The 13406-nt window shown below is 34.9% G+C and carries 12 protein-coding genes; 4 read left to right on the top strand and 8 right to left on the bottom strand.

Going from position 1 to position 13406, the window contains the following annotated elements:
- Positions 1 to 24: 24 nt before the first annotated feature.
- Both murQ and nagZ read right to left on the bottom strand, forming a co-directional pair.
- Positions 25 to 936 carry an N-acetylmuramic acid 6-phosphate etherase gene (murQ, locus tag K337_RS0109085; protein ID WP_028856330.1) on the bottom strand — a complete coding sequence of 304 codons (912 nt, stop codon included), beginning with the start codon at positions 934 to 936 and terminating at the stop codon, positions 25 to 27.
- A 152-nt stretch (positions 937 to 1088) separates the two neighbouring features.
- On the bottom strand, positions 1089 to 2924 hold the full coding sequence (nagZ, locus tag K337_RS0109090; protein WP_051251692.1) for a beta-N-acetylhexosaminidase: 1836 nt from the start codon (positions 2922 to 2924) through the stop codon (positions 1089 to 1091).
- Between the two features lie 171 nt (positions 2925 to 3095).
- Between nagZ and K337_RS0109095 the strand changes: the two genes are divergently transcribed.
- Positions 3096 to 3752: a YczE/YyaS/YitT family protein gene (locus tag K337_RS0109095; protein WP_028856332.1), complete on the top strand. Its 657-nt coding sequence runs from the start codon at positions 3096 to 3098 to the stop codon at positions 3750 to 3752.
- 108 nt (positions 3753 to 3860) lie between these two features.
- On the opposite strand, the gene K337_RS0109100 is transcribed toward K337_RS0109095, so the two are convergent.
- The 6 genes from K337_RS0109100 to K337_RS19865 form a co-directional block, all read right to left on the bottom strand.
- Positions 3861 to 4778 (bottom strand): branched-chain amino acid transaminase, encoded by a 918-nt coding sequence (locus K337_RS0109100; protein WP_028856333.1) that lies wholly within the window; start codon positions 4776 to 4778, stop codon positions 3861 to 3863.
- Positions 4779 to 4803: 25 nt separating this feature from the next.
- Positions 4804 to 5862, bottom strand: a complete 1059-nt coding sequence (gene leuB, locus K337_RS0109105; protein WP_028856334.1) for a 3-isopropylmalate dehydrogenase — start codon at positions 5860 to 5862, stop codon at positions 4804 to 4806.
- A 26-nt stretch (positions 5863 to 5888) separates the two neighbouring features.
- Positions 5889 to 6428: a LeuD/DmdB family oxidoreductase small subunit gene (locus K337_RS0109110; protein ID WP_028856335.1), complete on the bottom strand. Its 540-nt coding sequence runs from the start codon at positions 6426 to 6428 to the stop codon at positions 5889 to 5891.
- Entirely contained in the window at positions 6421 to 7737 is a 1317-nt protein-coding gene (locus K337_RS19855) for a 3-isopropylmalate dehydratase large subunit (RefSeq protein WP_028856336.1), read from the bottom strand. Before K337_RS19855 ends, K337_RS0109110 begins: the two co-directional genes overlap by 8 nt.
- Complete coding sequence (locus K337_RS19860; RefSeq protein ID WP_028856337.1) at positions 7738 to 9255, bottom strand: 2-isopropylmalate synthase; 1518 nt, start codon at positions 9253 to 9255, stop codon at positions 7738 to 7740.
- 192 nt (positions 9256 to 9447) lie between these two features.
- Complete coding sequence (locus K337_RS19865) at positions 9448 to 9588, bottom strand: hypothetical protein (protein WP_156877351.1); 141 nt, start codon at positions 9586 to 9588, stop codon at positions 9448 to 9450.
- Positions 9589 to 10181: 593 nt separating this feature from the next.
- Here K337_RS19865 and K337_RS18115 point away from each other — a divergent pair.
- Genes K337_RS18115 through metF form a run of 3 tightly spaced genes read left to right on the top strand, consistent with a single transcriptional unit; the run spans position 10182 to position 13389 of the window.
- Positions 10182 to 11141 (top strand): homoserine dehydrogenase, encoded by a 960-nt coding sequence (locus tag K337_RS18115; protein WP_051251693.1) that lies wholly within the window; start codon positions 10182 to 10184, stop codon positions 11139 to 11141.
- Positions 11142 to 11182: 41 nt separating this feature from the next.
- Positions 11183 to 12454 carry an O-acetylhomoserine aminocarboxypropyltransferase/cysteine synthase family protein gene (locus K337_RS0109135; RefSeq protein ID WP_028856338.1) on the top strand — a complete coding sequence of 424 codons (1272 nt, stop codon included), beginning with the start codon at positions 11183 to 11185 and terminating at the stop codon, positions 12452 to 12454.
- Positions 12455 to 12513: 59 nt separating this feature from the next.
- Positions 12514 to 13389 carry a methylenetetrahydrofolate reductase [NAD(P)H] gene (metF, locus tag K337_RS0109140; protein ID WP_028856339.1) on the top strand — a complete coding sequence of 292 codons (876 nt, stop codon included), beginning with the start codon at positions 12514 to 12516 and terminating at the stop codon, positions 13387 to 13389.
- Positions 13390 to 13406 lie beyond the last annotated feature (17 nt).

Below are 13406 nucleotides of genomic sequence, written 5' to 3' on the forward strand. Positions count from 1 at the left end.
CTTCATACATTTAAATATCTATTTTCAGATAAATTTGACTGCTTTCAGTGCCTCCCTAATAAAACCTTTTTTTTCTAAAAGCAGTATTTTAGCTTCCTTTGCTTCTAAGCCTCCTAAGATCATAAGGATAGCAGTCTTACAGTGTCCTCCTGTATCTTTTAAGGCAGAGCTGGCTTCCTCTCTAGAACAATCAGTAGCTTCCATGACTATTTTCTTTTGTCTTTCCACTAACTTTTCATTTGTAGCCTCTACATCTACCATTAAGTTTCCATATACCTTTCCTATCTTTATCATGGATCCAGTGGTCAGCATATTCAACACCAATTTTTGTGCTGTTCCAGCCTTTAGCCTAGACGATCCTGTCACCACCTCTCCTCCTACTACTGGAGATATTGGTATCTTTACAGATTCAGCTAATATACTGTCAGGGTTGCAACTGACACCAACAGTTACAGCTCCCAATTCTTCGGCATATTCAATTCCTCCCATTACATATGGGGTTCTTCCGCTTGCTGCTATTCCTACCAATATATCTTTAGAATTAAACCCGATCCCTTTTAAATCATCCACACACAGCTCTTTACTATCTTCAGCATTTTCTACAGCTTTTAAGATTGCATCTTTTCCTCCTGCAATGAGTCCCACTACTAATTCTGCCGGTGTTCCAAATGTAGGAGGACACTCACTGGCATCTAAGATTCCTAATCGTCCAGATGTTCCAGCCCCTATATATATGAGTCTGCCTCCATTTAAGAATGCAGAGCTTATCTTATCTATAGCTTTTGCAATATTTCCTAATTCTTTTTCCACTGCTAAAGCAACTTTTTTATCCTCGTTATTTATTACCCTTACCATCTCCATAGTATTTAACATGTCTATATTTGTAGTATTTTCATTCCTGCTCTCCGTTACCATCTGTTTTAAGTTTAATTCCATGATTTCCTCCGCCAAACTAAATATACCACTATTCTAGAATAAATTATTCCAAAAGTCAAATAGAAAAAGATTTTTTATCGCTAAAATGCTTTAAATATTACAATCAAAATTTAAATTTTTCAAATTAAATAAAATGTAACACTACTCTTCACCTAATAACTCAATCCATGACCAATTTTATAAATTATTTCTCCCTTTTCATTCCTTATATTTACAGGCAATTTCCCATTTGGAACCACCAAAGAACCGTCATTTCCTTTAAATATACTTCTTATTCCCGCTCTGATGTTGGCTTCCAACGAATTTCTTCCATAGTTAGTTTGGTCAAACCCGGTTATTCCATAGATGGCTATATTTGCTTTTACTGTAGGAGTATAGATGATATCATAGGGGTTTCTTGTGGATATACTCACCATTTTTTTCTCATTCTTATTGGAAAATTCAATTATTTCATTGATCTTAGTATCGTTTTTCAGATTATAAGTGGCTAAAAGTATATAATCGGAATTTTTTATTCCATTTTTTAATTCATTTGTTAATCCGTCCCTATAATCTACTGTGAGTTTTTCTATCTTCATATCTTTTTCTATCTTGAGGATTTCATCTTCCATCATGTTTCCACGGGTTTTAGTTTCAGCAATCAATAGTATTTTTTTACCCTTTGCCAGATTCATAGGTAAAATATTCTCATTTTTTATAAGGGTTATCCCTCTTTCAGCTGCTATTTTTTCTATACCTTTATTTTCCTTACTTCCTATAATTTTTTCTGCATCTTTTATCTTTTTCTCAACATTTATTTTTTTATCTAATCCTTTTTTTAATTTCAACTCTACAACTCTTTCTGCTGATTCTTCTACCCTGTTTTTCAGTTCTCTATTACTCTTCATCTCTTTTAATATAGTAGAGTATAAGATATCTAATTTTTTAACCTCCTTCTGCCTCCACACAATTACCGGCATAAGCATGATATCTCCCCCTGCCAATATTGCCCTTTCAACACTTTCAGCTTCTCCAAAATTTTCAGATATAGCATGCATATTCAAAGCATCTGTTATTATTATTCCTTGAAAATTCATTTCATCTCTCAATACTCCGGTCATTATTGGTTTAGAAAGAGTAGCGGGAGTTCCAATCAAAGTTCCATCTTTTTGAGACCTTATTTTCGTATCATCTAAGGTAGGAATAATAACATGGGCTGTCATTATAGCCTCTACCCCATTATCAATAGCCATTTGAAAAGGTATCTTATCTATATTTTCCCACTGTCTTTTATTATAATTTACTGTAGCCAGTCCAATATGGGTATCAGCCTCTGTATTTCCATGTCCCGGGAAATGTTTTATTGTAGAGATCAATCCCTCACCCTGAAGTCCATCTATATAAGAAGCTGCCATATTTCCTACTAATTTAGGATTATCTCCAAAAGACCTCACTCCAATTATAGGGTTTTTTTGATTGGAATTTACATCTACAACTGGTGCAAAATTAAAATTTATCCCCAATGCATCCAGCTCTGTTCCAATAGTTTTTCCCACCTCATAAGCTAAATCCAGATCTCTGCTCGCTCCCAAAGCCATATTCCCCGGCATCTCTGTTCCCTCCTGTAATCTGGTAACATATCCTCCCTCTTGATCTGTACCTATAAATAGCGGCATATTTTTAGAGGACCTCTGCATATCATCTATCAATTTTACTGTCTGCTCTGTATTTGCCAAGTTTTCCCTGAATAAGATAATACCTCCTACCTCATAATCCTGAATAATTTGTTTCACCTCTGAGTTCATTGCAGTAAATGGTCTTTCATTCCAATTTCTAAAATCTATCATCATCAGCTGTCCTAATTTTTCACGGTCACTCATCCCTTCTACTATCTTTTCTGCTCTTACTTTAAGTGTATCTGCCTTCACTGTGCTCTCTGCAATGTTTGTACATCCTAAGATTCCTAAACCTAACCCTAAAGCTATCAACATTTTTTTCATCTTCTTCATATCTTTCACCTCTCTTATTTTATGATAGATTATACTATAAAAAATTCTTCTTTTGAAACAATTATGAGTTTTTTTATTCCAAAATAAATTTCTTATCTTTTTTCACCTTGTGATTAAATAAAAAACAAGTTATACTACAACAATATTAAAAATATATACAGGAGGTATTCAATGAAAAATGAAATTTTAAAATATATAAAATTATTTTTAGGTTTTTTCGTCTGTTCCTTAGGAATTGTTCTCATTATAAGATCCAATCTAGGTTTTTCTCCCTGGGATGTTCTCCATCAAGGTATTTCAAAAGTCGGAAATATTACAATCGGCCAGGCCAGCATCCTTGTTGGAATCTTGGTTATAACTTTGGATGTTTTCTTAGGGGAACAGATCGGCAGCGGTACCGTATTTAATATTATATTCATTGGTGTTTTTATGGATTTAATCCTTTTCTCCAAACTGATTCCTCTTAGCCACACTCCTCTTCTGGGAGTTCCCATGATGTTTATGGGATTGTTTATCTTAGGTGTCGGCTGTTACCTCTACATCTCTACTGGTCTTGGATGCGGTCCCAGAGATGCATTGATGGTTGCTCTCACAAAAAAAACTAATTTTTCTATAATGTTTATAAGAAGTACAATTGAAGTTACTGTTTTAGTTATAGGATATTTTTTAGGAGGATATGCAGGAGTAGGTACCGTGATTACAGCAGTATTCACCGGCAGTTTTATACAGTATGTTTTTAAAATGTTTGATTTTGACGTCAAATCGGTAACCCATAGGAATATAAAGGATGAAGCCGTTCTTTTAAAAGCCTATATTTTAAAAAAATAAAGCAATGTGACGTTGTATTCAGACAGGTGTAAACTAGACCTTTGTAAGTTTCTAGACTAAAAAAATGAGGTGGATCTTTTTAGATCCGCCTCATTTTTTTAATCAAACCTATTTAACCAAAGTTAACCAAGAATCATATTTACTATCCTTCCCTTTGGTCATCTCAAAGAACGCTTCTTGAATTTTTTCCGTAATAGGCCCCCTTTGACCCTTTCCTATTTTTATCTTATCGACACTGGCTATTGGCGTTATCTCAGCAGCAGTCCCGGAAAAAAATAGTTCATCTGCTGTATATAACGATTCCCTGGAAATCGTTTCTTCCATAACTTCGTACCCTAGATCACGGGCTATTGTTATAACAGAATCCCTGGTAATTCCAATAAGAGCAGATGACCCCGATTGAGGAGAATATATCTTCCCATTAGAGATCACAAATAAATTTTCCCCACTTCCCTCACTTACATTTCCAGAATAATCTAATGCTATCCCTTCATCATATCCATTTTCCAGTGCTTCCATCTTGATAAGCTGGGAACTCAGATAATTTCCTCCCGCTTTAGCCGCTGTAGGCATTGTATTTGGAGCTAACCTCCTCCATGATGAAACACAGACATCTACTCCCTTAGTTAAAGCTTCTTCTCCTAGATATGCTCCCCATTCCCAAGTGGCAATCATTGTTTCCACTGGACAGCTGGATGGATCTACTCCTAAAGAATTATATCCCCTGTATACCAATGGTCTGATATATGCTGTTTTTATCCCATTGATTTTTATAGTATCGAATATTGCTTTTCTTATCTCTTCCTTAGTATAAGGAATTTCAGTTCTATATATCTTACAAGAGTTATATAGCCTGTCAATATGTTCATCTAATCTAAATATAGCTGTTCCTTCCTCTGTTTTATACGCTCTTATTCCTTCAAAAAAACTACTTCCATAGTGCATTGCATGGGATAAAACATGGACCTTGGCATTATCATGATCTATCATCTCCCCATTTATCCATATCTTTTTAGTATCTATCATAATTTCCTCCTAAATATATTATCTATTAAATATTTTCTACTATCGAACTTACCATCTCTTTGGTCCCAACTAATTTAGTTGAATCTGTATAGATATCTTTTGTTCTCATACCATCATTTAAAACCTTCTCCACAGCTTTCTCTATCGCAACTCCCTCCTCCACTAATCCCATAGAGTACTTAAACATCATAGCTGCCGACAAAATAGTAGCTATTGGATTGGCTATATCTTGTCCCGCTATATCTGGTGCAGATCCATGGATAGGCTCATATAATCCATATTTTTCTCCTATGCTGGCTGATGGTAACATCCCAATAGAACCTGTTATCATACTGGCTTCATCGGATAAGATATCTCCAAACATATTCATCGTTAAGATCACATCAAATTGAGTCGGATTTATCAGTAACTGCATAGCTGCATTGTCTACATACATATGATTTAACTCTACCTCTGGATAGTCTTTTGAAATTTCTATTACAGTTTTTCTCCACAGTCTCGAACTTTCTAATACATTGGATTTATCCACACTTGTCACTTTTTTGTCCCTCTTCATGGCTGTTTCAAAACCTTTGATTGCTATCCTTTTTATCTCCTCAGCGTTATAAGAAAGAATATCATAGGCTGTTCCATCTTCTCTTACACCTTTTTCACCAAAATAAATCCCCCCGGTCAGTTCCCTGACTATACAGATATCAAGGCCTTCACCGATTATCTCTGTCTTTAGTGGAGAAGCATTTTTTAATGGTTCATAGACTATAGCTGGTCTTAAATTAGTATATAGCCCTAATTCTTTTCTGATGTTTAAAAGACCTTTTTCCGGTCTATCTTCCCCCTTAAGGTGATCCCATTTAGGACCTCCTACTGCTCCTAAAATTATTCCATCACTATCTTTACATATTTCTATAGTTTCTTTTGGAAGAGGAGTTCCGTGATTATCTATAGCAACTCCTCCAATATCAGCATAGTTTATATTAAATTCATGGTTATATTTTTTCCCTATTTTTTTTATGACACTTACTGCTCCTTCTGATATCTCCTTACCGATTCCGTCTCCCGGCATAATTGCTATTTTGTATTCCATCTTTAGCCTCCTAATTTAATGTATACCTATCTAGTTATAAACCCGTTTTCCACAGCGTAATTAAATATCCCACCAGCTTTTATTATCCCCTCTATATCTCCTAGTTCTCCCAGGATATATTCTTTATTTGTAGTTATATTTTTTAATACATTTCCTGAGATTTCTATCTCATCTCCAGTTTTAACCTCATCTACTAACCTGTCTTTAGTTTCATATGGAATTAAAAAACCTCCGTCTACGGAATTCCTATAAAATATCCTTGCATAACTCTCAGCTACTACAGCTTTTATCCCAGCTTTATCAAGTGATAGAGGAGCATGTTCCCTAGATGATCCGCATCCAAAGTTTTTTCCTGAAATCATTATTGTATAGTTCGATTCATATCTGTCACCCTCTATAAAAGGAACTTTGATAGAACTAGGATCCATCCCAGACATGGCATATTTACCATAATTTTTAGCTTCCTCCTCTATATCTGTCCTATATACCAAATGAATAGCCGGAATTATCTGATCCGTATCGATATTATCTCCTACTACATATGCCTTTCCCCTTATCTTATCCATCTATTTCCACCTCTATTTTTTCAATATATTTTCTTGGATCCGTTATCTTTCCTGTCAATGCTGATGCGGCTGCTGTATAAGGAGAAGCCAGGTATACCTTGGATGCCATAGAACCCATCCTTCCATGGAAATTTCTATTAGTTGTAGATATTACTACCTCATCTGAATGAGTTCTTCCAAATGTGTCCTTTGGTCCACCTAAACATGCTGCACATGATGGTGGTCCTATCTTACAACCTGCATTTTCAAAGATCTCTCTTAGTGTTTCTCCCCCTATGGTAATCGTTTCAAAATTTCTTTCTACGTTCTTTGTCGCCGGGACTATAAAGGTTTCTATCTTTACTTTTTCTCCTCTAAGTACCTTAGCTGCGGCTATAAAATCTGTTGTTTTCCCCCCTGTACAAGACCCGATGTATGATCTTGTTACCTCTATATGAGATAAGTTTTCTGCAGGTTCTACATTCCCTGGAGAGTATGGCTTTGCAACTACCGGAACTACTTTACTAGCATCATAGGTATGAACAGAATGATAAGTTGCATCTTCATCAGAGTTATGAACTTCATAACCTGTTACACCTCTTTCCTCTAGATATTTTTTAGTCACTTCATCAGCAGCTATTATTCCACACTTTCCTCCGGCTTCTATGGCCATATTACAGATTGTCATCCTCTCTTCCATGTTTAACCCTGAGATGGCATCTCCACCATATTCCATACATCTATATGTCGCACCATCAAATCCAATATCTCCAATTGTCTGTAGCACCACGTCTTTTCCCATAATATAGCTGGGAAATTTACCATCAAACTGGAATTTAATTGATTCAGGAACTTTCACCCAAAGTTTTCCTGTTCCCATAATAAATCCTGCATCGGTATTCCCTATCCCAGAAGCAAATTGTCCAAAGGCTCCTGAGGTGCATGTATGGGAATCTGTTCCGAATAATACATCTCCCGGTTTATTGTGCCCCTCCTCTGCAAGAGCTACATGACATACACCCTTGTAGTCATCGGTAAATGGTTCATAAAAGTGTTTTATCTCCTGTTCTTTGGCAAATTTAGTTACATACTCTATGTTTCTCATGGCATATTTATCTTTTGTAAATATATAGTGATCTGGAATTAAAACTACCTTTTCCTTATCCCATACCCTGGCATCTTCACCAAAGTTTTCTTTAAATATTCCCATAGTTCCCGGACCGCACACATCATGAGTCATTAGAATATCTACATCTACCCAGATATTATCTCCGGGTTTTACTTCTGCTTTATTTGACCTGTTTGCTAAAATTTTTTCTACTATAGTCATCTATATTCTCCCTTCTTCGTTAAAATAATTATTTATGGCTCCCATATATGCTCTGATACTGGCTTCTACTATATCGGTACTTGTATATCTACCGTTATAATTTCTCTTATCTTTACCCAGCCTTATGAAGACTTCTCCCTGAGCATCACTACCCTCAGTCACTGCTTTTATAACGTATTTATTTAGTTTGAAATCTACATCGACAATCTTATCTATAGCTTTAAATGCTGCATCTACAGGTCCGTCTCCAATGGCTACATTTTCTATGTTTTCACCATCTTTTTCCATATTTATAGAAACTATAGGAGTGATTGTATTACCTGTATTTACAGTATACCTATTCAATATGTAGGTCTTATTTTTTACTTCCTTTGTTCCGTCTATCAGAGCTTCGATGTCTTCTGCTGATACATCTTTTTTCTTGTCTGCTAATTCTTTGAACCGTATGAAGATTTCTTCCATCTTTTCCCTGCTCATTTCATAGCCGCATTCCTTTAAATGACTTTCAAAAGCATGTTTCCCTGAGTGTTTTCCAAGGACCATCTTGTTTTTACTCAGTCCTATGGATTCAGGAGTCATAATCTCATAAGTTTCTTTGTTTTCTAGTACCCCATGCTGATGGATCCCTGATTCATGGGCAAAAGCATTTTCTCCTACAATGGCTTTATTAGGTTGTACCTCAACTCCTGTTATTTTTGTGATAAGCTGACTGGTTTTGTATATCTCCTCTGTATTTATCCTATTTTGTCCGGGATAGATATCCTTTCTTACACCCATAGCCATAACTACTTCTTCTAAAGCTGCATTTCCTGCTCTTTCTCCTATCCCATTTATGGTGCACTCTATCTGTGTTGCTCCTGCCTTTACTGCGGCTAGTGAGTTAGCGGCTGCCAGTCCTAAATCATTGTGACAATGTACCGATATATCTACTTTATCTATATTTTTTACATTTTCCCTTACCCCTTTGATTATCTTATAGAACTCGTCTGGGGTAGTATATCCTACCGTATCAGGTATGTTTATCGCTGTAGCTCCTGCTTCTATAGCTCCCTCTACTATTTTATAAAGAAACTCTGGTCTTGTTCTTGTAGCATCCTCTGCTGAAAATTCTATATCATCACACTTAGTTTTGGCATATGTAACCATCTCTATTGCTTGTTTATAAACCTCTTCAGGTGTCTTTTTTAATTTATATTTCATATGGATATCAGATGTAGCGATAAATGTATGGATCCTTGGATATTTAGCATCTTTTATGGCTTCCCATGCAGTATCTATATCCCCCTTTAATGCTCTTGCAAGTCCTGCAACCTTTACATTTGTGACGCTTTCAGCTATTGCTTTGACGGAATTAAAATCCCCCTTAGATGAAGCTGGGAATCCTGCCTCTATGATATCTACTCCTAATTTTTCCAATTGTCTGGCAACCTCTATTTTTTCTCCTATATTCATACTGCATCCTGGTGATTGTTCCCCGTCTCTCAATGTTGTATCAAATATCTTTATCATCTTTTCCATAGTTCTATCCTCCCAATTATCTATCCTTCAATGATTATAAAAAGCAACGTGAAGCTGCATCCAGTTCCTTAGGCTATAAAAAAAACAGCTATAATTATAGCTGCCTAAAAAAATTTATATTTTCTCTTATAATTTTTTATAAAAAAAAGCAGCCAATAATATCAGCTGCCATCATAGTTATACTCTTCCCAATTATTTTAAAACAGGGTGTTCAAAAGTATATAATTTTCCCAATATCATTTGTAATCTATTCAATTGCTTGCAGCCTAACGGCAATAATAATAACAGCAGCAATAATAATAAATTTATAGATAAGATATTAGTTAAAATCATATTCTTTTCCTCCTCGTTTTGTAATTAAGAAAGATAATAACAGTTTAATTTTTTTCTGTCAACATTTTTTTAAAAAATAAAATTTTTATTTTATACCAAATATTTAAACTAACGGGTTAAATTATTGACACTATTAGAGTTAGAGAGTTCTCTTGTAGAATAAAAAAAATAATTTTTTTCCACCTTTATAATTCTTTGATCAGGATAATTCTACCTGAAAAAAAGGGTAAAAAGTTTAAGAGAAAAGATATCCTGAAATAATAAAAAATAACTAAATCAAAAAAATTAATTTTACATAGAGAAAATAATATGCTAGAATGTTTAAAAATTAAAACTTTAGTAACAAAAAAGTTTTAATCTGAGAGAAAAAAATAAAAATAAGTGAGCTGATTAAGATGGTTAATTCAAGAATCGGACAATTAAATATGCTAATGATGATGCTTTGGTAGGGTTTGTAACTTAAATTTTTTAAATTTAAGAACAGACTCGTTTTGTAGTAACTTACGAGTTTGTTCACAAGCATCTTTAACTAGAAAGCCTGTGGGAAACTCCACAGGCTTTTTTATTTTACAAAATTTATTTGGAGGTAATAGATGAAAGTTGGAATTATTGGAATAGGTACCGTAGGAAGGGAGGTTATCAATATTATTTCCTGCCAGAGGGCAAAGATAGAAAAATTATTGGGAGAAAAGATCGAAGTCCAAAAGATATGTAATAGAACGCCCAGGGAAGAATATGAAGATTATTCATTCACTCATGACTATAAAGAGATCCTAAAGGATCCATCTATTGATACTGTCATTGAATTAATGGGAGGGATAAAGATTCCATTGGAGATAGCTAAAAAAACTCTGACAGCAGAAAAAAATCTGGTTACAGCTAATAAGGAGCTTTTAGCTATCCATGGAAATGAGTTATTCCAGCTGGCAAAAGAAAAGGATGTAAAAATCTTTTTTGAAGCTGCTGTAGGAGGAGGAATACCTATCTTATCTCCCCTAAAAGAATCTCTCTTTCCCAATAATTTTAAAAAAATAAGAGGAATATTAAATGGAACAGCAAATTATATTTTGACACAGATGAGTGAAGGAGCCAGTTATGAACAAGCTTTAAAAGATGCAACTGAAAAAGGATACGCTGAAACAGACCCAACATTTGATGTTGAAGGAATTGATTCTGCTCATAAGATCAGTTTACTGAGTTATCTGGCTTGGGGAGAAATAAAAGAATTTAAAGAGATAAAAATAGATGGGATCACAGGATTAACAGCCAAAGATATAGAAAAAGCTGCTAAGAACAACCAGAAATATAAATTGTTAGGTGAAGCTGCCATAGATGAAGATACACAAAAAATAACCCTAGCCGTTAAACCAATATTAGTGGGAAAAGGTGACCTATTCTACGAGGTCAACGGAATATACAATGCTATAGAAATAGAGGGAAGTTATACAGGAAAAACAATTTTTTATGGGGAAGGGGCAGGAGGAAATGCTACAGCAAATGCAGTGATTTCAGATCTCTATAAGGTGATAAACAGTAAAAGTTGGCAGAGATAAAATATTTAGAACGTATAACCAAAATATAAGGAGGAACAACTATGAATTTTAAATTTGAGACATTACAACTACATGCAGGACAAGTAAAAGATACCTTAACAGGAGCTAGAGCAGTCCCTATCTATCAAACTGCATCATATACTTTTAAAGATGCTGATCACGGAGCTAGACTGTTTAACCTAGAAGAGGAGGGAAACATCTATACAAGAATAGGGAACCCTACAACTGAAGTGTTAGAAAAAAGGGTAGCAGCATTAGAAGGAGGGGTAGGAGGATTGGCAGTCGCCTCGGGATCAGCAGCTATAACTTATGCCCTTCTGACTATAGCTAGATCAGGAGACGAGATAGTTTCAGCCAAGGGGATCTATGGGGGAAGCTACAACTTTTTGTCCAATACAATAGAGGATTTTGGGATAAAAACTAGGTTCTTCGAGACCTCTAATTTAAAGACTTTGGAAGATGCTATAACTCCTAAAACAAAGGTGGTTTTTATAGAGACATTGGAAAATCCCACAGGACAAATAGTCGATCTAGATGCCATATCAAAGGTAGCTAAAAAACATGGATTACCCCTAGTTGTAGATAATACCTTTGGGACACCCTATCTAATAAAACCCATTGAACATGGGGCTAATATAGTAGTTCATTCAGCTACAAAGTTTTTAGGCGGTCATGGAACTACAATAGCAGGAGTTATCGTAGATGGTGGAAATTTTGATTGGAAAGATGATAGATTTGAATCATTTAATACTCCTGATTCGGGATATAATAATCTGGTCTATTCAGATTTAGGAGAACAGGCATTTATACTAAAAGCTAGGGTGAGATTATTACGGGACACAGGAGCAGCTCTTTCTCCTTTTAGTGCTTTCTTGATCTTACAGGGGATTGAAACACTTTCTCTCAGGGTAGAAAGACATGTAGAAAATTCAAAAAAAATAGCTGAATACCTAAACTCTCATCCGGAAGTGGATTGGATAACTCATCCAGAATTTACGACTGAAGAACAAAAAAAATTAGCCAATAAATATTATAAAAAAGGTGTCGGATCGATATTTACCCTTGGATTACATGGTGGAAAGGAAAGAGCCAAAAGATTTATAGAAAGTTTGGAGATCTTTTCCCATCTAGCCAATGTAGCAGATGCCAAATCTTTAATTATCCATCCTGCAAGTACAACTCACGGCCAGTTAAGTGATGAACAATTAAAAGCAGCAGGGATAAAACCAAATATGATAAGAATTTCAATAGGATTAGAAAATATAGATGATCTCATAGGAGATCTTGAAAATGCAATAACAAACTCCAAATAAACTAATTTTATTAGACATATATAATAGAAAAATCATAACTTTACTAACAGGGAGACATTATGAAGATAAAAGACATATTTAAAAATAAAGATACAGTAATCTCATTTGAGATCTTTCCACCCAACAATAAGTTCCCCATAGAAAAAATATATAAAACTATCGATGAACTAGCAGAACTAAAACCGGATTATATAAGTGTCACATATGGAGCAGGGGGAACCAGTCAGAGTAGAACTGTAGAGATCACCAAGAGAATTAAAAATATAAATAAGATAGAAACCATGGCTCATTTAACCTGTATAGGCGCTACCAAAGAGTCTATAAATAGTACTTTAACCCAGTTAAAAAATAATGGAATAAAAAACATCTTAGCCCTGAGAGGGGATATTCCCAGAGATAAAGTCTATGATTCACAGTTTAGCTATGCCAGTGACCTGGTAAAACATATAAAGAAAGAAAATACTTTTTCTGTGGCAGGAGCCTTTTATCCTGAGGTTCACTTTGAAAATAATGATCTATTAGATCTTTTCCATCTGAAAACAAAGGTCGAATCTGGAACGGATTTTTTAGTCTCACAACTGTTTTTTGATAATGAAGATTTTTATGCATTTAAAGAAAAAACTCAAAAATTAAATTTAAATATTCCACTAGTTGCAGGAATCCTACCTGTAACAAATTATAAACAGATCCAAAAAGTAAGGGAACTATGTAATGCAAGGATCCCAAGGAAATTTCAGGCTATACTAGATAAGTTCAAGGACAATCCAAAAGCATTAGAAGAGGCTGGAATAACCTATGCCACAGAACAGATCATAGATTTAATAGCTTCTGGTGTAGAAGGAATTCATATTTATACAATGAATAAGGTCGACGTGACCAGAAGAATATTAGAAAATATAAAATATATTCGTAAAGGAATCGGGGAGGCCGAGTAAAATATCTATTCTATGTA

Origin of the sequence: Psychrilyobacter atlanticus DSM 19335 (genome assembly GCF_000426625.1) — a bacterium.
Classification (GTDB): domain Bacteria; phylum Fusobacteriota; class Fusobacteriia; order Fusobacteriales; family Fusobacteriaceae; genus Psychrilyobacter; species Psychrilyobacter atlanticus.